Genomic DNA, 21,504 nt, shown 5'->3' with positions numbered 1-21,504 from the left:
GCCTGCCGCCAGCGTTCAATCTNAGCCATGATCAAACTCTTCAATTTAAGATTTTGGTGACTCAATGAATACTGACTTCAAAACTACAAAAAGTAATTTTAAAGCTATTACCATTCCAACAGAATGATAATGAATTGACTGTGCCGATAATAAATTATCGATTGGTCACTCAGTTCATTGAAATCAATGTGATTCCTAAGAATCAATTTTGATATTCATCAACGAGTGCCCACACAGATTGATAGGTTTAAATTGTTAAAGAGCTTTCCCTTTGAGCTTCGCTCAAATCGGACGGCCATTTTAGCGATTTAAGTTTTAGTGTCAACCACTATTTTCAAAACTTTTTTCAAGCGTTTGGCTTGGCTAATTTGGCTTGCTGATTCGTTTTGGTTTCCTAAGAAGCCATCCCGTGTCAGCGAGGTGGCATTATAGAGATTTCGATCACACTGGCAAGCCCTTTTTTAAGTTTTTTCCTTTTTTTTATTCGTTCGATTAAAAAGGACTCAAAACGCCTCAAAAGTAAGCTTTTCTCTTACATATTCTTTAGTTTTTCAGTGAACAAAGAGACTTTTTCCCAGTTCGTGTACTCAACTTCCTTCGTTGTATCCGTTTCACCGCCTGTCATATTCATAATAAAGCGGATCATGGTTCTATCGAACCAGTTATAACGTGGGTAATAGAGGGCACCTGCAAATACACCGATTAAGGTCGGCTGCCATGGAGACTTGATAAGGAACTTCTTAATATAGGCACTGCCTTCTGGTGTATCTTTGCCTTGGTCTTCTTTACGCGCCGTTAAGTTCACGCAGAAGAACGCAACCTTGCTTGATTGCAACTGAGTAAGATTGGCATTAATAAATTGATATAGCTTCTTATTAAGGTGGCCATAACGAATCGATGCGCCAATCAACACTCTGTCGTATTGAGTAAAGTCCACCTTGCCAATAGTATGTAGATCTTGAAGCTCACATTCGAACTCACTCATTTCTTCTTTTATATAGTTCAAGATTTTCTTGGTCTGTCCTTCACGGCTTGAATATAAAAATAGAGCTTTTGCCACAATGTTGTCCTTAGCTACGCCAAAACGTAGGGGTCAATAAGATTAATAAAGTGAAGATTTCTAATCGGCCAAACAGCATAGATACGATAAGTATCCATTTTGCTTTATCGTTCACATCGCCAAAGTGCACCGCGACTTCACCAAGGCCAGGGCCAAGGTTATTTAACGTTGCCGCTACGGCAGAGAATGCACTCAACTCGTCCATACCGGTTGCAATAAGAGCTAGCATACAAACCACAAATACTAATGCATATGCAGAAAAGAAGCCCCAAACCGCATCTACTACACGTTGTGGTAGTGCAGAGCCGCCAACCTTGATGGTATACACAGCACGTGGGTGAACGAGACGCTTCATTTCACGAGCACCTTGCAGAGTAAGTAGCAAGATTCGAATCACTTTCATACCACCACCCGTAGAACCTGCACATCCCCCTATAAAAGAAGAGAACAAAAGCAGTACGGGTAAGAACAGAGGCCACTCAGAGAAACCTGTTGTTGTAAAACCAGCGGTCGTAGATATAGATACGGTTTGGAACAAGGCTTGGTCGAAAGCATCGTAGTACGAGTCATAAGAATGATGATTGAGCAGTAATAAGAAACAAACCAAGAACAGTACTGCCTGAATAAAGATAAAGGCACGGAACTCAGGATCTTTCCAATAGTACTTAGGATGCACACCACCTGAAGCAAATGCTGCAAAGTGAAGAGAGTAATTACACGCGGATATAAGAAGGAACACCACGGTAATCATGTTGATAGCCGGACTGTTGAAATAACCCATGCTTGCATCGTGAGTAGAGAAGCCACCAATAGCAATCGTAGAGAAGCTATGACTGATTGCATCAAAGAAGCTCATGCCGGCGAGCCAAAACGCCACCGCACAGGCAATTGTTAGGCTGAGATAGATATACCATAGCGCTTTTGCTGTTTCAGCGATACGCGGGGTCATTTTACTGTCTTTTACGGGCCCTGGTATCTCAGCTCGGTACAGCTGCATGCCACCGATGCCCAGAACAGGAAGAATGGCTACCGCCAATACGATGATACCCATACCACCGAACCATTGCAGAAACTGGCGATAAAACAAGATCGCTTTAGGCAGGTCATCAAGGCCGACGATCACCGTCGCACCGGTAGTGGTCAGTGCAGAAAAGGATTCGAAGAAGGCATCGGTTACTGAAACGTTAGGATTATCAGCGATCAAAAACGGTAACGCACCGGCACTACCGATTACCGTCCAAAAAAGAACTACGATCAAAAAGCCATCGCGCGCTTTTAACTCATGCTTATAACGTCGGTTTGGAAACCAACACGTCGCACCACAAAAGAACAGAACAAAAAAAGTCGTCACAAATGGCACACCCGCACCATCTCGATAGATCAGGGCGACTAACGCAGGTGCGAGCATTGATACACTAAAAAGTGCTAATAATAATCCGACGATTCGAATAATTGAGCGAAATTGCATGAGCTATTGAACGAAGCGAGATGCTTCACACTTCCTAGTTGTCTTTTACTTTCGTTACCAGTGCCTTGGCACCGCTTTTATTGATCATGGTCTGGGTAAACGCATATACCTGAAGGAGCTCTATCTCAATAATAAGCTCAACTTGCACACCATAATCCGCTTGGACCTCAACAGCCTGATGCTGAGCCATGATGGATTGTGCGATTGGCACAAAGCTATAGTCTAACTCTAGCCGTAGTTTTGTGGTTATTTTTTTCTCGATAGTTTGAAGCAGCTTGAGAGCTTGTTGTACTCCACCACCATAAGCTTTGACCAAACCACCGGTTCCAAGCTTAATTCCACCAGAGTAACGCGTGACGACAGCCGTTAATTCACCCACACCCGATCCAGACAATTGCGCCAAGATAGGTTTACCCGCCGTACCCGATGGTTCTCCATCATCACTGAAGCCCCAAAGCATTGAATCTTCAGGTCGACCAGCAACAAAGCCCCAACAATTATGCCTCGCTGAAGCGTGCTCTTTTTTTACCTGCTCTACGAACTGCTTCGCGGCTTCTACACTTGGAGTATGCGCAAGGTGAGTAATAAAGGTGCTCTTCTTGATCTCTTCTTCAAACAGAGCCGGATCTGACGGTATTAAATAAGGCTGTTCATTCATATCGTTAACTTAATTAATAAGAGCTGCGAAGTGTATCACGCGTGAATAATAAGGGTTAGAGGATCTGTGCTATCGCACAATGTTAAACAATTGTTTAAAAAATGTATTGAAATTCATCTTGCAGAGGTACAGACTAGAACAACTGGTCTTACCAGGTATTCTACAATAATAGAAAGACAACAAGATTCTCTCAAACAATCGTGGATTGTATGTCATGGAGATAGACAATGATTTACCAAGCTAACACCCTACAGGTAAAGGAATTACAAGATGGCATTGCAGAATTAAGCTTCTGTGCTCCAGCCTCTGTAAACAAACTCGACCTTGCTACTTTAGAATCACTAGACAAAGCGTTAGACGCTCTTAAAGCTCACGCAGGACTCCGTGGTTTAATCTTAACTTCAAACAAAGACGCATTCATTGTAGGCGCAGACATCACTGAATTTCTTGGCCTATTTGCTAAGCCAGAAGCTGAACTTGATGAATGGTTAAGATTTGCAAACTCCATCTTCAGCAAGCTAGAAGACCTTCCTGTTCCAACTCTTTCAATGATGCGCGGCCATGCCCTAGGCGGCGGTTGTGAATGTGTATTGGCAACTGACTTCCGTATCGGTGACAAGACCACCAGCATTGGCTTACCTGAGACCAAACTTGGCATCATGCCTGGCTTTGGTGGTTGTGTGCGCCTGCCTCGCGTTATCGGTGCTGACAGTGCAATGGAAGTCATCACTCAAGGCAAAGCATGCCGAGCTGATGAGGCACTAAAAATTGGCTTGTTAGACGCGATTGTAGAAACAGACCAACTGCTAGAGTCGGCAATCAACACCGTTTCTCTGGCTGCCAATGAAAAACTAGACTGGCAATTACGCCGTAAACAGAAAACATCAGCATTATCGCTAAGCAAACTCGAAGCGATGATGAGCTTTACCATGGCGAAAGGCCTTGTTGCTCAAAAAGCTGGTCCTCACTACCCAGCTCCAATTACTTCAGTCATTGCTATTGAAGAAGCAGCACGCAGCGATCGTGATGCAGCACTCGATATCGAACGTAAACACTTCATCAAGCTGGCAAAATCTGAAGAAGCCAAAGCGCTGGTTGGTCTGTTCCTAAATGACCAATACATCAAAGGTCTTGCTAAAAAAGCGGGTAAGTCAGCAACCAAAGACACTCAACGTGCAGCTGTACTAGGTGCAGGCATCATGGGTGGCGGCATTGCTTACCAATCTGCACTGAAAGGCGTGCCAGTGATGATGAAAGATATCGCACAAGCATCGCTTGACCTTGGTATGAACGAAGCGTCTAAGCTATTGAATAAGCGTCTATCTCGCGGTCGCCTAGATGGCTTCAAGATGGCAGGCATCCTGTCTTCGATTACTCCAAGTCTGCATTACGCTGGTATTGAGCAATCAGACGTTGTCGTAGAAGCCGTGGTAGAAAACCCAAAAGTAAAAGCTGCGGTACTGAGCGAAGTGGAAAGCCTAGTTGGTGAAGACACTGTACTGACGTCAAACACTTCTACGATTCCTATCAATCTGCTAGCGAAATCTCTGAAACGTCCAGAAAACTTCTGTGGTATGCACTTCTTTAACCCAGTGCACCGCATGCCTTTGGTCGAGATCATCCGTGGCGAGCACACTTCAGAAGAAACGATTAATCGCGTTGTGGCTTACGCGGCGAAGATGGGCAAATCTCCTATCGTGGTAAATGATTGCCCAGGCTTCTTCGTTAACCGTGTACTTTTCCCTTACTTTGGTGGCTTCAGCATGTTGCTACGCGACGGTGCTGATTTCACTAAGATCGATAAAGTCATGGAACGCAAGTTCGGTTGGCCAATGGGTCCAGCTTACCTACTAGACGTTGTAGGCTTAGACACTGCACACCACGCACAAGCTGTGATGGCGCAAGGTTTCCCAGAGCGTATGGGCAAAGAAGGTCGTGATGCGATTGATGCACTTTACGTTGCTGAAAAATACGGTCAGAAAAACGGTAGCGGTTTCTACACATACAGCGTAGACAAGCGTGGCCGTCCGAAGAAGAACTTCTCTGAAGACATTCTTCCTATCTTGGCTGACGTATGCCAAGCACCACAAGATTTTGATGACCAAACAATTATCCAACGTGTGATGATTCCAATGATTAACGAAGTCGTTCTTTGTTTAGAAGAAGGCATCATCGCAACACCGCAAGAAGCGGATATGGCACTGGTTTACGGTTTAGGCTTCCCTCCATTCCGAGGCGGCGTATTCCGCTACTTAGACAGTGTGGGTATTGGTAACTTTGTAGAAATGGCGAAGGACTACCAAGACTTAGGTGCAATGTACCAAGTTCCTCAACTATTGCTTGATATGGCAGAGAAAGGCGAAAGCTTTTACGACGCTCAACAAGCAAGCTCTCTGTAACCCACATTTGGAAAAGGAATAGCAAAATGAATAATGTAGTAGTTGTTGATTGCCTTCGCACCCCAATGGGACGTTCCAAAGGTGGAGCTTACCGTCACACTCGTGCTGAAGATCTGTCTGCACATTTAATGAAAGGCATTTTAGAGCGTAACCCAGAAGTGAACCCTTCAGAGATTGAAGATATCTACTGGGGCTGTGTACAACAAACACTAGAGCAAGGCTTCAACGTGGCACGTAACGCAGCTCTACTGGCTGGTTTACCGATTGAGATTGGTGCTGTCACGGTTAACCGTTTATGTGGCTCATCTATGCAAGCTCTGCATGATGCTACTCGCTCAATCATGGTTGGTGATGCAGAAATTTGCCTAATCGGTGGTGTGGAGCACATGGGTCACGTACCAATGACACACGGTGTTGATTTCCACCCAGGTATGTCAAAGAACGTAGCAAAAGCTGCAGGTATGATGGGCCTAACCGCTGAAATGCTTGGCAAACTGCACGGTATTAGCCGTGAAGACCAAGATGCATTCGCTGCACGTTCACACGCTCGTGCACATGCGGCAACGGTTGAAGGTCGTTTCAAAAGCGAGATCCTACCAACGGAAGGTCACGCTGCCGACGGTTCACTGTTTACACTGGATCACGATGAAGTAATTCGTCCAGAAACAACGGTTGAAGGCCTATCTCAACTGCGCCCAGTGTTCGACCCAGCTAACGGTACAGTAACAGCAGGTACTTCATCAGCCCTGTCTGATGGTGCATCGGCAATGCTTATCATGAGTGAAGAGAAAGCTAACGCACTGGGTCTCAAGATTCGTGCTCGCGTTAAGTCTATGGCTATCGCAGGCTGCGACCCTTCAATCATGGGTTACGGCCCAGTACCTGCAACTCAAAAAGCGCTGAAGCGTGCAGGTTTAACAATTGAAGACATGGGTGTGATTGAGCTGAACGAAGCGTTCGCGGCGCAATCTCTACCTTGTGCTAAGGATCTAGGTCTACTGGATGTGGTTGACGAAAAAGTGAACCTTAATGGCGGTGCCATTGCACTAGGTCACCCACTAGGCTGTTCAGGTTCTCGTATCTCTACAACCCTAATCAACCTAATGGAAGCGCAAGACGTGAAATACGGATTAGCAACCATGTGTATTGGTTTAGGCCAAGGTATTGCAACAGTATTTGAACGCCCATAATACTCATCGACGGTAATATTTTTCGGATAATCTTATGTGCAGCTATCTTTATATAGCTGCACTTTTTATTTCCAGCTATCAGAAAACGATAGGTTCGTTCAGCAAACCGAATCAAGAGGAAAGTAGCCAACGAGATCTATGCATAAAACGCATATATTCAATGTTGATGTTTCATTATTTTTTCTCCAACGATTCAACTAAAGTTACTTCAGTTTCCTAATATTTCTCCCATGGAGCAGATCATGTTTAAAGCACTTGTACTAAACCAAGAAGACAAAAAAACTATCGCATCAGTTTCTCAAATTGAAGAGTCTCAACTACCTGAAGGTAACGTGAAGATCGATGTAAGCTACTCTTCTTTGAACTACAAAGATGGTTTGGCGATTACAGGTAAAGGGCGCATTGTTCGCAACTTCCCTATGGTTCCTGGTATCGACCTTTCAGGTGTAGTTTCACAATCTGATGACCCTCGCTACAAAGCAGGCGACGAAGTGGTTCTAACTGGTTGGGGTGTTGGTGAAGGTCACTGGGGTGGCATGGCTGAGAAAGCAAGCCTAAACGGTGACTGGTTAGTACCAATGCCTAAAGGTCTAGACGCTAAGAAAGTAATGGCGATTGGTACAGCAGGCTTCACTGCTATGCTTTGTGTTCAAGCTATTGTCGATGCTGGTGTCAAACCTGAAGACGGTGAAATCCTAGTGACTGGCTCAAGTGGCGGTGTAGGTAGCGTATCTATCACTCTACTAAACCAGCTAGGCTACAAAGTAGCAGCAGTAACAGGTCGAGCTTCAGAAAATGGTGAGCTACTAAAATCACTAGGTGCAACTCGCATTGTTGAGCGTGCTGAACTAGAAGAGCCAGCGAAACCACTTGAGAAACAAATGTGGGCTGGTGCTATCGACACTGTAGGCAGCAAAGTACTTGCGAAAGTATTGGCGCAAATTGATTACAACGGAGCAGTTGCAATCTGTGGCCTAGCAGGTGGTTTTGACTTACCAACAACGGTAATGCCATTCATTCTACGCAACGTTCGCCTGCAAGGTGTTGATTCTGTTATGTGCCCTCGTGAGAAACGCATTAAAGCGTGGGAACAACTGGCTGAACTGCTACCTGAGTCTTTCTACGGTAGCGCGACAAAAGAAGTATCTCTAGATGACGCGATTCAAGCGGCAGAAGATATCACTAACGGTCAAATCACAGGCCGTGTAGTTATCAAGCTGTAATCGCTTAACACTCTAAAGACAACACGTAATAGAACAAAAGGGCTGATCATGATCAGCCCTTTTTTCTATCTGCTACTTACTATTAAGCCTAACCCAAGCCGACATCGGCAATCCGCTTTTGAATTAACTCACCACACTCTTCTTTGACCACTCTTCTCAGCCATTGTTGTGAGGCAGAAGAATCGCAGCGTGAATGCCAAATCAACGAGTAATCAAACGGCATAAACTCGAATGGCAGCGGCTTAACGACTAAGTCATAACGCTCTGCAACCAAGTATGCCAAATCAGCCGGTACCGTAATCACTAACGGCATTCTATCGACAATCGCCAATGCCGCTTCAAGGTGATAAGCACGCAGTACCATTTTCCTCGGTTGTTGATTGGCTAAAGCATTGTCCAATAAAGCCTTTACACCACCACTGATCGCAATCATCGCATGAGGTAAAGAGACATAATCCTCGAGACTCAACGAACTATCTGCCAAGGGATGATTTTTAGAGAGTAAGCACGACACACCCACCGGGCCAAGGACCTCTTGATGAAGTGGCGCAACACTGCCACTTGGTCGGCAAATAGCCATATCGACGCGCTCGGTACTAAGCTGCTTAAACAAATGTTCATGCTGCAGCGGGGCAAATTCCAAAGAGATATTCGGTGCTTGCTCATAAATCTTCGGCAGTGCATACGGCAAGATGGTTTGCATCGCGTAATCAGTGGTCGCAATTAGAAAACGTTCACCGCAATAGTAAGGGTCAAAATCACTAGGGCTAAGTAATTGACGGAATGATTCCAAAGGCTGATCAATTCGCTGGCTGATCTCGAGCGCTTTTGTGGTTGGAATAAGGTGTTGGCCCTGACGAGTAAACAGAGGATCGTTGAGTAGGTCTCTTAAGCGTCCTAAAACTCGACTGGTTGCCGACTGGCTCAAGTTGAGACGAAGCGCGGCCTGGCTAACGCTGCCCTCTTCAATCAATACCTTTAAGGCGACCAATAAATTAAGGTCTCTACGATAGATGTCTTCTAGTTCCACGCCACTTACCTAGCTGAATACAATGATCATTGTTCACTAACTTGTTTATAGCATGCTTTAGATAAAAAAAATCCCGCAATTACGCGGGGAAGCCCAAGAAAATTTGGGGATAGTGTCGGAATGTCGTATCGGAATTTGTTTGCTGTACTTAGGTTAGTGCTCTTGCTCTTCGGCTGTACCCTGCCAACGGCGCATCTCAACCCAAATACCAATAATCGTTGCTACAATGCCAAAAATAGGCATAAGTGAGGCCTCTGCCGATGAGCGTAAAACTAACGCACAAAAGGAAATAAAACAGAGAACCGAATAAATTGTTAATCTATCTAATCCTGTCAACATCGCCACTCCTTAGCTAGTTGCCTTTGTGTTAAGTTGTTATCAACTTGTTAACTAAGTTATAGGAAATGATTCTGTTTGCCAAGCACTTATTGCATATTTTTTCTGCAGACGTATTATTCACACGTTAGATAGATATAGAGATACAAACCATGACATTCAAACCTGAACTGGCAACCCATACTTTAGAAGCTGAAGGCCTGCGTTGCCCAGAGCCAGTAATGATGGTTAGGAAGACAATTAGAAACATGCAGGATGGCGATGTGTTACTGGTAAAAGCTGACGATCCTTCGACCACTCGAGATATTCCGAGCTTTTGTCGATTCATGGATCACCAGTTGGTCGGCCAAGAGACAGAAACGCTGCCATACCAGTATTTGATCAAAAAGGGACTAGAGGCGTAACGCCCCACCGAGAATCAAACATCAAAAAAGCCGCTAGTACCTTATGTTCTCAAGCAGAATTCAGAGTACCAGCGGCTTTTTGTTTATTCATCTTTAGACTTGGTTTGCAGGTAATCAAGCTGTTGTTGCAACGCTCGGATGTCTTTGCGCATCGGAATAATATGCGCGACTCGAATCCAAGCCTCTACCGCAAGTCCAGTCATGATCATAGCGCCGGCGACCATGGGTAGCCACATGTCCGTCAGCACCATGCCTAATAGTGTAAGTGCAAGACCAAAGGTAAATAGATAGCTTTGGCTTTGTGGAGTAATACCCATATAACGCGTCAACATAATCATGCCCTCGTGTTGATAACTCACAAGATTAAAATATCATGACAAGTATGGCAGTTATATGTCCATTCGCTCGATAAACTCCACAATGCTGTAAGAGTATGACCTACAACACATTACTCCACTGGTTGAGTATAATAAGACTCAAAACACTCATGGGTAAAACGCAGCAGCGATAGCCAAACCGATAAATAATAGGGCTGTAATCTTACGAATAAGATCGAGTGGCATCTTGTCTGCCGACAGCTTACCAATGATCACTAAAGGTACATTCGCTAGCAACATGCCTATGGTTGTACCCAGAATCACCCACACCAAAGCATCGGCGTATTGCGCCCCTAGGATAGAAGTTGCTATCTGGGTCTTATCACCAATTTCAGCGATAAAAAAAGCAATAAAACTTGCAACAAAAGGGCCACGGTTTGAGATCTGTTCGTCATCATCGAGCTTATCTGGAATCAGAATCCAGCCCGCCATTGCAATAAAACTGACCACCAGAACCCACTTTAAAACTTCTGGCGATAAGTAATCAGCGACAACCACACCGAGCCACGCTGCAAGAGCATGATTGGCTATAGTGGCAAAGAAGATAGCCACAATGATAGGTACCGGTTTTCGATATCGACTGGCTAATAAAAGGGATAGCAACTGGGTCTTATCACCGATCTCGGCTAAGGCAACAGTTGTAATTGAAATAGCTAAAACGCTCACGACATGCTCATTTGGGATGGAGATTATTATATTTAACCAAAGACAAACCTCGCGCCCCATCCCGGTTCACGATGCTTGTCTAAGGTCTTGCTAAGCGCCACCAAGATGGTGGTTGCCTCGAACGCCATGATGATTTTGCATCAATTATGTTGACGAACGAACTCATTCACTAGGATATGAACAAGTAAGCTACTCCCCAAAGACCGCGAGATTCTAATCACCCACGTAGTCAAAAACAAGTGTCAAACTTATCAAAATATCTACTTGCACCGAAAAACAAACATTAAAGGCAAAAAAATCCATTAAACGACATTTTAGACCACTAATTAAACAAGATTACCCCTACTCGCTTTACGAATATCTCGGTATACTCAGAGGTTATTTTTCTCATTCATTTAAAAGAATCGCGCGAACCTGACTATGCAAAAATACGATATCAAAACCTTCCAGGGAATGATCCTCGCGCTGCAGGATTACTGGGCTCAAAACGGTTGTACCATTGTTCAACCTCTAGATATGGAAGTAGGTGCAGGCACCTCTCACCCAATGACATGTCTACGAGCACTTGGCCCAGAGCCAATGTCTACAGCTTACGTACAACCTTCACGTCGTCCTACTGATGGCCGTTACGGTGAAAACCCTAACCGTCTTCAGCACTACTACCAATTCCAAGTAGCGCTAAAACCATCGCCAGACAATATCCAAGAGTTGTACCTAGGCTCGCTAGAGGTTCTTGGTGTTGACCCACTTGTTCACGACATTCGCTTTGTTGAAGATAACTGGGAAAACCCAACACTAGGTGCATGGGGGCTTGGTTGGGAAGTATGGCTAAACGGCATGGAAGTAACTCAGTTCACTTACTTCCAACAGGTTGGCGGCCTTGAGTGTAAGCCTGTAACAGGCGAGATCACTTACGGTATCGAGCGTCTAGCAATGTACATCCAGGAAGTAGACTCAGTTTACGACCTAGTATGGAACGTTGCACCAGACGGCTCTAACGTAACTTACGGTGACATCTTCCACCAAAACGAAGTTGAGCAATCAACGTACAACTTCGAACACGCAGACGTAGATTTCCTATTCGGTTTCTTCGACCAGTGTGAAAAAGAGTGTAAAGAGCTACTTGAGCTTGAGAAGCCACTTCCGCTTCCAGCTTACGAGCGCATTCTAAAAGCAGGCCACGCATTCAACATCCTTGATGCGCGCAAAGCTATCTCTGTAACAGAGCGTCAACGTTACATCCTTCGTATTCGCAACCTAACTAAATCAGTTGCTGAAGCATACTACGCATCACGTGAAGCACTTGGCTTCCCAATGTGCAAGAAGGACGAGGAGAAGTAATCATGGCTAAAGAATTTCTAATTGAACTGGGTACTGAAGAGCTACCACCAACGCAACTTCGCACTCTAGCAGAAGCATTCGCGGCAAACTTCGAAGCAGAGCTAAAAGGCGCAAACCTAGCGCACGAAGGCGTGAAGTGGTACGCAGCACCTCGTCGTCTTGCTCTAAAAGTAGCAGCGCTGGCAGAAGGCCAAGAAGACAAAGTTGTTGAAAAACGCGGTCCTGCAGTTTCTGTAGCATTCGATGCTGACGGCAACGCAACTAAAGCGGCTCAAGGCTGGGCTCGTGGTAACGGCATCACGGTTGAGCAAGCTGACCGTCTAGTAACAGACAAAGGCGAATGGCTTCTTTTCAAACAAGAAGTAAAAGGCCAAGCAACGTCTGAAATCGTTACTGAGCTAGCGGCTAAAGCACTAGGTAACCTGCCTATCGCTAAGCCAATGCGCTGGGGTAACAAGACGACTCAGTTCATCCGCCCGGTTAAAACACTGACTATGCTAATGGGCGCTGACCTTATCGAAGGTGAGATCCTAGGCGTAGCATCTGGCCGCACTATCCGTGGTCACCGCTTCATGGGCGAGCAAGAGTTCAATATCGATTCTGCAGAGCAATACCCAGCAATCCTAGAAGAGCGCGGTAAAGTAATAGCAGATTACGAGGCGCGTAAAGCAATCATCCTAGCTGATTCGCAAAAAGCAGCTGCTGCGGTTGGCGGTAAAGCTGACCTAGAAGATGATCTTGTTGAAGAAGTAACGTCTCTGGTTGAATGGCCAGTAGTACTAACAGCGAAGTTTGAAGAAGAGTTCCTAAAAGTACCTTCTGAAGCATTGGTTTACACTATGAAAGGTGACCAAAAATACTTCCCTGTTTACGATGAAAACAAGAAGCTACTTCCTAACTTTATCTTCGTATCAAACATCGAGTCTAAAGAGCCTCGCTACGTTATCGAAGGCAACGAAAAAGTGGTACGTCCACGTCTTGCTGATGCTGAATTCTTCTTCAATACAGACCGTAAGCGTCCTCTGATCGACCGTCTTCCAGAACTAGACCAAGCTATCTTCCAGAAGCAGCTTGGTACTATCAAAGACAAAACAGATCGCATCACAGAACTTGCTGGCTACATCGCTGAGCAAATCGATGCTGACGTTGAGAAGTCTAAGCGCGCGGGCCTACTGGCTAAATGTGACCTAATGACCTCTATGGTATTCGAATTCACGGATACTCAAGGTGTTATGGGCATGCACTACGCGACTCACGATGGTGAAGACGAGCAAGTTGCACTAGCACTTTACGAGCAGTATATGCCTCGTTTCGCAGGTGATGACCTACCAAGTACTGGCATCTCTTCTGCAGTAGCAATGGCAGACAAGCTAGACACTATCGTAGGTATCTTCGGTATTGGTCAAGCTCCAAAAGGTTCTGACCCATTCGCTCTACGTCGTGCATCACTAGGTGTGCTACGTATTATCGTTGAAAACGGCTACAACCTAGACCTAACGGATCTGATCGCAAAAGCGAAAGAACTACTAGGCGACAAGCTAACCAACGACAACGTAGAAGCTGACGTTATCGACTTCATGCTAGGTCGTTTCCGTGCATGGTACCAAGATGCAGGCTTCAGCGTGGATATCATCCAGGCAGTACTAGCTAACCGTCCAACTAAGCCAACTGATTTTGACCAGCGTGTTAAAGCGGTTTCTCACTTCCGTGAACTAGAAGCGGCAGAAGCACTAGCAGCAGCGAACAAACGTGTAGGTAACATCCTTGCGAAATTCGATGGTGAGCTAGCAGCAGATATCGATTTAGCCCTGCTTCAAGAAGATGCAGAGAAAGCACTGGCTGAAAACGTTGCTGTAATGACAGAAGCACTAGAACCAGCATTCGCGACAGGTAACTACCAAGAAGCCCTAAGCAAGCTAGCAGCTCTACGTGAGCCTGTTGATGCGTTCTTCGATAACGTAATGGTTATGGCTGATGACGAAGCACTTAAGAAGAACCGTCTAACGCTACTGAATAACCTACGTAACCTGTTCCTACAGATTGCTGACATCTCTCTCCTGCAAAAATAAGTACGAGTGAGCAAGCTGTTCAAAGCGATGCTCTGAGCAACGAAAGGTAAATACCCAAAGGGAAGCGAAAGCTTCCCTTTTTGTTTTTGTGAACCAAGCATTTGTTTGTAGAGGTGTTATTGATTAACTGAATGAATCAGCACTCAGACTGTAGAGGGCATTGTTTGCTATAACTGACCTGTTTATTCAGGGGAAGGGAACAATGAAAAAAACAGTACTCGCACTTTCAATGCTTGCACTCAGCGCATGCAGCCAAACCAGCGACAGCAACCTATTACTAACGATTGATAACAACACAGTTGTATTCGAATCAACAGGCAAAGGCACTGTAATCGCAGAACAGGAGCTCGCCAAAGGTAGCTATACCTTCTCCATCAGCGACAGTAAAAATACCTGTGGCACCAACTATGCACTTGCGGAAGAGAGTCGCATTAAGTTCAATAAACCCCTTCGCCTAGACGATTGCGCTGAGAAATCTGAACTCGCTATTAAGGTCTTTCGCGCGAATACCTACCAATTTACACTCAACCCGCAAACCAATGAGTTAAAGGTTCAAATAAAGCCAAAACAGCAACAAGTCCAAAGTTTTGCTTGTCCGCTCCCTAGTGACGGGCCAACCACCATCAATGTTGCTCAAACCTTTGATGATGGCACCTTGGTCAGAGATGCCCTTTCCGGAATACAAACAACGGTCACTAACGGCAGTGCCACCATGCAACCAGCTGAAAGTAGCCAAGGCGTTTTGTTACTAGAAAAAGTTGAACCAGAAACCAAAGCAGATTTTAGTTGGGATAACGCCACAGTTTACTTCGTGATGACCGACCGCTTCTACAATGGTAACCCTAACAATGACAATAGCTATGGCCGTAGCCAAGACGGACAAGATGAAATTGGCACCTTCCATGGCGGTGACCTAGCAGGCTTAACTGAAAAGCTCGGCTACATTGAATCGCTCGGTGCTAATGCTATCTGGATTACGTCTCCCTTAGAGCAGATACATGGTTGGGTTGGCGGTGGTGACCGTGGCGATTTCAAACACTATGGCTACCATGGTTACTACCATCAAGATTGGACCAAACTTGATGACAACATGGGTACCGAAGACGAGCTAAAAACCTTCATCGATACTGCGCACAGCAAAGGCATTCGTGTCATCTGGGACATAGTCATGAACCACACTGGCTACGCTACCTTGGCCGATATGCAGGAGTTCGACTTTGGTAAGCTCAACCTGAATGATGAAGAAGCAACAAAAACACTTGGCGAAAACTGGACAGACTGGCAACCCGCTAAAGGTCAGAACTGGCACTACTTCAACAACTACATCTCTTACGGTGACAAAGAAGCGTGGGAAAAATGGTGGGGCAAAGCCTGGCTGCGTAGCGATATCGGTGCTTACGACTCTCCCGGTTACAACAACCTGACCATGTCATTGGCGCACTTACCTGATTTCAAGACAGAATCGACGGAAACGACAGGGCTACCGAATTTCTATCGCAACAAACCCACCAGCGCGACTGATGAACTCAAAACACCTCGTGACCACCTCATCACTTGGCTTTCAGATTGGGTACGTGAATACGGCGTGGATGGCTTTAGAGTCGATACCGCAAAACACGTTGAGCTCGAAGCCTGGGCAGAGCTCAAAGAGAGCACCAACCAAGCGCTGGCTGAATGGAAACAGAACAACCCAGACAAAGCCTTAGATGACTTACCATTTTGGATGACCGGCGAAGTATGGGCACACAGCGTGGTGAAGTCAGATTACTTCGCTAACGGATTTGATTCGATCATCAACTTTGAATTCCAGAGCGATATCGCCCCTAAAGCGCTTAAATGCCTATCCGATCTCGATGCTGACTACCTTCGCTATGCAGAGAAGATCAACAGTGACAGCAAGTTCAACGTGTTGAGTTACTTATCCTCTCACGATACCTCACTATTCTGGACGCAGCACGGCAGTGACTTTGAAAAACAAACTAAAGCTGCAAACGCATTGATGTTGGCTCCGGGTGCAGTCCAGATCTATTACGGAGATGAAATCGCCCGTGATTTTGGCCCAACAGGATCCGATCCCATGCAGGGTACTCGTTCAGAAATGCCTTGGGATCAAATAACCGGAGAGCGAGCTGAGCTGTTAAAGCACTGGCAAGCACTCGGACAATTCCGTCAGCGCCATCCTGCTGTCGCGCAAGGTAAGCACATCATCCGCAACAGCAAGGGCTATTACGCCTTCGAACGTCAATACCAAGACGACAAGGTGTTGGTGGTGTATACCGGTTCTAAGTAAACGCCGAGTGACATAAAACAGCAGAAACTCAAGGAGAAGCTTAGTCTTCTCCTTTTTGATCTCAAAAACCAGTGCAATAAGCAAGCAGTTATTCATTAGCCAAACTTTATAGAAGTTTTTTACGTGTTAGAGCATTTGGCGCTATGCGTCGCAAAAACATTGCGGTATGTTCAAGGATTACACTGATGGCAGACATAAGGTCTGCCTTAATGACACATAACAAGCAATCACAATGAATTAGGTAAAATAAGTAATGCAGTTCTCTAAGTTTGGTGAAAAGTTTAATCGTTACTCTGGAATCACTCGTTTAATGGATGATTTGAATGATGGCCTGCGCACTCCTGGCGCAATCATGCTTGGTGGTGGCAACCCAGCCGCTATCCCTGCCATGCTCGATTACTTTAACCAAGCCAGTGCCGACATGCTCGCCAGTGGAGAACTCATCGCCGCCCTCGCCAACTACGATGGCCCACAAGGCAAAGACAGCTTTATTAAGTCTCTAGCGGCAATGCTGAAAGAGACCTATGGCTGGGACATCAGCGAAAAGAACATCAGTCTAACTAACGGCAGTCAAAGTGGCTTCTTTTACCTTTTCAACCTGCTAGCAGGCCAACAGCCAGATGGCTCACATAAGAAAATCCTACTGCCGATCGCGCCGGAATACATCGGCTACGGCGATGCGGGGATTGATGACGATATCTTTATCTCTTACCACCCAGAGATCGAACTGCTAGAAAATCGCCAGTTCAAATACCATGTCGATTTTGAACAACTAAAAGTGGATGACTCAGTCGCTGCTATCTGTGCGTCTCGCCCAACTAACCCAACCGGTAACGTACTGACCGACGAGGAAGTACGTAAGTTGGATAAACTCGCACGTGACAACAACATCCCACTGCTGATCGACAACGCTTATGGCCTACCATTTCCAAACATCATCTTTGAAGATGTAGAACCGTTCTGGAATGAAAATACGATTCTGTGCATGAGCCTTTCTAAGCTTGGTTTACCTGGTGTGCGTTGCGGTATCGTGATTGCGAGCGAAGAAGTAACCCAAGCGCTAACCAACATGAATGGCATCATCAGCTTAGCGCCAAGCAGTATTGGGCCAGCTATCGCCAACCACATGATTGAAAACGGTGATCTGCTGCGCTTGAGCAGTGAAGTGATCAAGCCTTTCTATAAAGAAAAGTCTTTGCGCGCCGTTGAACTGCTGCAAGAAGCGATTGATGACCCGCGTTTTCGAATTCACAAACCTGAAGGCGCTATCTTCTTATGGCTATGGTTTGATGAACTGCCAATCACCACCATGGAACTGTACGACAGATTAAAAGCTCGTGGTGTATTGATTGTTCCGGGTGAATACTTCTTCATCGGCCAAGAAGACGAGTGGGATCATGCTCATCAGTGCCTACGTATGAACTACGTACAAGACGATGAAGCAATGCAGAAGGGTATTGCGATCATTGCAGAGGAAGTGAAAAAGGCTTACAGCGAAAGCAAATAGAGATTCGGTCATTCCTCCCTCTATGGAATGACGTTAGAAAAACAAACAAAAAGAGCACCTCATAGGTGCTCTTTCACTTTACTTCCCGATAATTTTTAGCTCTAAGGAGCTAACAGCAATTAACCTTCAAGTAGGCTATTACCATTGATTGCAATCTTACGTGGTTGCATCGCTTCTGGGATTTCGCGCTCTAGGTCGATGTGAAGAAGACCATTTTCCATGCTTGCACCTACCACTTTTACGTAGTCAGCCAGTTGGAATTTACGCTCGAAATCACGCTCTGCGATACCTTGGTACACATACGTTTTTTCTGCTTCAGGTTTACGCTCACCTTTAACAATTAGCATGTTCTCTTTCTGAGTCAGGTCTAATTGGTCATCAGCAAAACCAGCAACAGCCATAGTGATACGGTAGTTGTTCTCGTCTTTTTGCTCGATGTTGTATGGAGGGTAACCGCCAGAAGTGTTCTTCGATGTGTTCGCTTCCATCATGTTGAATAGACGATCGAAGCCAATTGCGTTGCGGTAAAGTGGAGTGAAATCTACAGTTCTCATAATGCTATCCTTTTAGTAAGCAATAGTCTTAGCTGCGAATTTTACTTAGATCGAACCTGTGTATGAGACCAAGTAAACAGCTAAGAGATTCAATTCGCATTCCTCGGGTTTCACCTCTATTGGCGACAACACTGGGACATGACAGTGAATCAATTTTCAAGTTGTGTGCTGCTAAAGTTATCCTCTGTTGAGCGATACTTCGTCAGCGTTAGTAAAGGTTCTGTTTCTTCTCTTGTAGAGCAAGACAGTCATTCTCTTCATAAATAGATATATGGATTGAGCAAAATAGTTTCAAGGGATTATTTTCAATTATTTTTTCAAATCAATACTTTTCAATACCTTAAAAACGTAAAAAAGCACCATCCAAAGGATAGTGCTTTAAAATGATTTTAGTTTTTTGAGACGAAGCTATTTTACTTTAGTTCAAGGAAGAGGCGCGGAGCATACGAATGTATGTGAGCACCTCTGACACAGAAATTAAGCCAAAGAGCGAAGTATCAAAGATACTAAACGTCTAAGTTTGCTACTTTAAGTGCATTTTCTTCGATGAAGTTACGACGAGGTTCAACTTGATCACCCATTAGCGTGGTGAACAGTTGGTCTGCACCGACTGCATCTTCAATAGTTACTTGCATCATGCGACGTGTCTCTGGGTCCATTGTGGTTTCCCAAAGCTGATCTGGGTTCATCTCACCTAGACCTTTGTATCGTTGTAGGCTTAGACCACGACGAGACTCTTTAATCAACCAGTTCAGCGCTTCAACAAAGTTTGATACTGCTTGAGTACGCTCACCACGTTTGATGTAAGCGCCCTCTTCAATCAGACCATCTAACGCTTCTGATAGGCTTGCTAGCTTGCCGTACTCTTTCGAGTTGAACAGATCAACGCTTAGCGCGTGTTCGTGTGTCACACCGTGAGTACGAACCACAATCTTAGGTAGGCTTAGACCTAGCTCTTCATGCTTCTCAACTTCTAGAGAGTACTGGCTTGCACCAACCTCTTTCGCGTTCAACTGTTCTACTAGCTGCTTGCCCCATGCTTCTACTACTGACTCATCGTGACACTGCTCTGCAGTTAGACGAGGCATGTAGATCATTTCATGCATTAGAGCATGTGGGTAACGGCGGCTCATACGCTCCACCAGCTTGATACCAGAATTGTATTGCTGAACTAGCTTCTCTAACGCTTCACCTGCCAATGCTGGTGCATCAGGGTTTACGTGTAGCGCTGCGTTGTCTAGAGCCAATGCCACTTGGTATTGGCTCATTGCATCTTCATCTTTGATGTACTGCTCTTGCTTACCTTTCTTAACTTTGTAAAGTGGTGGCTGAGCGATGTAGATGTAACCACGCTCAATAAGCTCTGGCATTTGACGGTAGAAGAAGGTCAATAGTAGCGTACGAATGTGCGAACCATCGACATCGGCATCGGTCATGATGATGATGTTGTGGTAACGCAGCTTATCTGGGTTGTATTCGTCGCGGCCGATACCACAGCCAAGAGCTGTGATTAAGGTTGCCACTTCTTGTGAAGAAAGCATCTTGTCGAAACGTGCTTTCTCTACGTTTAGAATCTTACCTTTTAGTGGAAGAATCGCTTGGTTCTTACGGTTACGGCCTTGTTTTGCGGAGCCGCCTGCCGAGTCACCCTCCACTATGTATAGTTCAGACAGGGCAGGGTCTTTTTCCTGACAGTCTGCAAGCTTGCCTGGTAGGCCAGCTAGGTCTAAAGCACCTTTACGACGCGTCATTTCACGTGCTTTACGCGCTGCATCACGAGCTCGTGCTGCATCGATAATTTTAGTACAAACGGTTTTCGCTTCCGTTGGGTTCTCGATAAGGAACTCAGACAGTTTTTCACCCATAGCTTGTTCAACGGCAGATTTCACTTCAGAAGAAACCAGCTTGTCTTTAGTTTGGCTAGAGAACTTAGGATCTGGCACTTTTACCGAAATAACCGCAGTCAGACCTTCACGAGCATCATCACCCGATGTTGCTGTCTTCGCTTTTTTAGAGAAGCCTTCCTTATCCATGAAGCTGTTCAGAGTACGCGTCAGCGCAGCACGGAAACCAGCAAGGTGAGTACCACCATCACGTTGAGGAATGTTGTTTGTGAAACAGTAGATGTTCTCTTGGTAACCATCATTCCATTGCATTGCTACTTCCACAGTAATGCCATCTTCACGTTCGTTATCGAAGTGGAAGATTTTTTGAATAATTGGTGTTTTGTTGGTGTTTAGGTGCTCAACGAACGCCTGAATACCGCCTTCAAACATGAAGTGATCCGATTTATCTTCTTCACGCTCATCAATTAGTTTGATAGAAACGCCTGAGTTTAGGAACGACAGTTCGCGTAGACGTTTAGCTAGAATATCGTAGTGGAAAAGTACGTTTGAGAATGTCTCTTCACTTGGCCAGAAGCGGATTTCTGTACCCGTTTTGTCCGTATCACCAATCACAGTTAGTGGCGCTTGAGGCTCACCATGGTGGTACGTTTGAGTATGGATTTGACCACCGCGGTGGATAGTCAGAGTAACCTGCTTAGACAGTGCGTTAACTACTGAAACACCTACACCGTGCAAGCCACCTGAAACCTTGTATGAGTTATCATCGAACTTACCACCAGCGTGAAGAACCGTCATGATTACTTCAGCAGCAGACACGTTCTCTTCTGGGTGAATTTCAGTTGGAATACCACGGCCGTCATCACGTACCGATACTGAACTGTCTTCATGGATAGTAACAATGATGTCATTACAGTGACCAGCAAGCGCTTCATCAATAGAGTTATCTACTACCTCGAAGACCATGTGGTGCAGACCGGTACCATCATCCGTGTCGCCAATGTACATTCCAGGACGCTTACGAACCGCATCCAGACCCTTCAGTACCTTAATACTCGATGAATCGTAATTATCTGACATAGTTACTC

The 21,504-nt window shown here is 45.4% G+C and carries 17 protein-coding genes; 8 read left to right on the top strand and 9 right to left on the bottom strand.

All coding sequences use genetic code 11. From position 1 onward, the window contains the following. Positions 1–532: 532 nt before the first annotated feature. Genes hemG through A3712_RS02515 form a run of 3 tightly spaced genes read right to left on the bottom strand, consistent with a single transcriptional unit; the run spans position 533 to position 3,186 of the window. Positions 533–1,060 carry a menaquinone-dependent protoporphyrinogen IX dehydrogenase gene (gene hemG / locus A3712_RS02525; RefSeq protein WP_063522146.1) on the bottom strand — a complete coding sequence of 176 codons (528 nt, stop codon included), beginning with the start codon at positions 1,058–1,060 and terminating at the stop codon, positions 533–535. 10 nt (positions 1,061–1,070) lie between these two features. Further along, positions 1,071–2,528, bottom strand: a complete 1,458-nt coding sequence (locus A3712_RS02520; protein ID WP_063522145.1) for a TrkH family potassium uptake protein — start codon at positions 2,526–2,528, stop codon at positions 1,071–1,073. A 34-nt stretch (positions 2,529–2,562) separates the two neighbouring features. Then, positions 2,563–3,186 (bottom strand): YigZ family protein, encoded by a 624-nt coding sequence (locus tag A3712_RS02515; protein WP_063522144.1) that lies wholly within the window; start codon positions 3,184–3,186, stop codon positions 2,563–2,565. Positions 3,187–3,413: 227 nt separating this feature from the next. On the opposite strand from A3712_RS02515, the gene fadB reads away from it, so the two are divergent. The 3 genes from fadB to acuI all read left to right on the top strand — a co-directional run bounded on the left by fadB (position 3,414) and on the right by acuI (position 7,998). Further along, the gene (gene fadB, locus A3712_RS02510; protein WP_063522143.1) at positions 3,414–5,585 is read left to right on the top strand and encodes a fatty acid oxidation complex subunit alpha FadB; all 2,172 of its coding nucleotides are present in this window, start codon (positions 3,414–3,416) and stop codon (positions 5,583–5,585) included. A 26-nt stretch (positions 5,586–5,611) separates the two neighbouring features. Beyond that, on the top strand, positions 5,612–6,775 hold the full coding sequence (gene fadA, locus A3712_RS02505; RefSeq protein WP_063522142.1) for an acetyl-CoA C-acyltransferase FadA: 1,164 nt from the start codon (positions 5,612–5,614) through the stop codon (positions 6,773–6,775). Between the two features lie 242 nt (positions 6,776–7,017). After that, the gene (acuI, locus tag A3712_RS02500; protein WP_063522141.1) at positions 7,018–7,998 is read left to right on the top strand and encodes an acrylyl-CoA reductase (NADPH); all 981 of its coding nucleotides are present in this window, start codon (positions 7,018–7,020) and stop codon (positions 7,996–7,998) included. A gap of 88 nt (positions 7,999–8,086) precedes the next feature. Here acuI and A3712_RS02495 read toward each other — a convergent pair whose 3' ends face one another. Together A3712_RS02495 and A3712_RS02490 are read right to left on the bottom strand one after the other, a co-directional pair. Further along, positions 8,087–9,028 carry a LysR family transcriptional regulator gene (locus A3712_RS02495; RefSeq protein ID WP_063522140.1) on the bottom strand — a complete coding sequence of 314 codons (942 nt, stop codon included), beginning with the start codon at positions 9,026–9,028 and terminating at the stop codon, positions 8,087–8,089. 153 nt (positions 9,029–9,181) lie between these two features. Next, positions 9,182–9,367 carry a hypothetical protein gene (locus tag A3712_RS02490; RefSeq protein WP_063522139.1) on the bottom strand — a complete coding sequence of 62 codons (186 nt, stop codon included), beginning with the start codon at positions 9,365–9,367 and terminating at the stop codon, positions 9,182–9,184. 149 nt (positions 9,368–9,516) lie between these two features. Between A3712_RS02490 and tusA the strand changes: the two genes are divergently transcribed. Next, entirely contained in the window at positions 9,517–9,768 is a 252-nt protein-coding gene (gene tusA, locus A3712_RS02485) for a sulfurtransferase TusA (RefSeq protein ID WP_004739242.1), read from the top strand. Positions 9,769–9,851: 83 nt separating this feature from the next. Here tusA and A3712_RS02480 read toward each other — a convergent pair whose 3' ends face one another. Continuing rightward, a complete protein-coding gene (locus tag A3712_RS02480) occupies positions 9,852–10,106 on the bottom strand; it encodes a hypothetical protein (protein ID WP_082856159.1) in 255 nt (84 codons plus the stop codon). 147 nt (positions 10,107–10,253) lie between these two features. Next, a complete protein-coding gene (locus A3712_RS02475; RefSeq protein ID WP_063522137.1) occupies positions 10,254–10,811 on the bottom strand; it encodes a TMEM165/GDT1 family protein in 558 nt (185 codons plus the stop codon). A 420-nt stretch (positions 10,812–11,231) separates the two neighbouring features. Between A3712_RS02475 and glyQ the strand changes: the two genes are divergently transcribed. The 4 genes from glyQ (at position 11,232) to A3712_RS02455 (ending at position 18,018) form a co-directional block, all read left to right on the top strand. After that, positions 11,232–12,152 (top strand): glycine--tRNA ligase subunit alpha, encoded by a 921-nt coding sequence (gene glyQ / locus A3712_RS02470; protein WP_008223226.1) that lies wholly within the window; start codon positions 11,232–11,234, stop codon positions 12,150–12,152. Positions 12,153–12,154: 2 nt separating this feature from the next. Further along, positions 12,155–14,221 carry a glycine--tRNA ligase subunit beta gene (gene glyS, locus A3712_RS02465; RefSeq protein WP_063522136.1) on the top strand — a complete coding sequence of 689 codons (2,067 nt, stop codon included), beginning with the start codon at positions 12,155–12,157 and terminating at the stop codon, positions 14,219–14,221. A gap of 202 nt (positions 14,222–14,423) precedes the next feature. After that, a complete protein-coding gene (locus A3712_RS02460; protein ID WP_063522135.1) occupies positions 14,424–16,511 on the top strand; it encodes an alpha-amylase in 2,088 nt (695 codons plus the stop codon). Positions 16,512–16,764: 253 nt separating this feature from the next. Further along, positions 16,765–18,018, top strand: coding sequence for a valine--pyruvate transaminase (locus tag A3712_RS02455; RefSeq protein WP_063522134.1), 1,254 nt, complete (start codon positions 16,765–16,767; stop codon positions 18,016–18,018). A 119-nt stretch (positions 18,019–18,137) separates the two neighbouring features. On the opposite strand, the gene A3712_RS02450 is transcribed toward A3712_RS02455, so the two are convergent. Further along, on the bottom strand, positions 18,138–18,572 hold the full coding sequence (locus A3712_RS02450; RefSeq protein WP_004739258.1) for an Hsp20 family protein: 435 nt from the start codon (positions 18,570–18,572) through the stop codon (positions 18,138–18,140). A gap of 506 nt (positions 18,573–19,078) precedes the next feature. Continuing rightward, positions 19,079–21,496, bottom strand: a complete 2,418-nt coding sequence (gyrB, locus tag A3712_RS02445; RefSeq protein WP_063522133.1) for a DNA topoisomerase (ATP-hydrolyzing) subunit B — start codon at positions 21,494–21,496, stop codon at positions 19,079–19,081. Positions 21,497–21,504: the final 8 nt, after the last annotated feature.

Origin of the sequence: Vibrio sp. HI00D65 (assembly GCF_001635455.1) — a bacterium.
In the GTDB taxonomy this organism is placed as follows: Bacteria; Pseudomonadota; Gammaproteobacteria; order Enterobacterales; family Vibrionaceae; genus Vibrio.
This window is presented reverse-complemented; position numbering and strand designations above follow the sequence as displayed.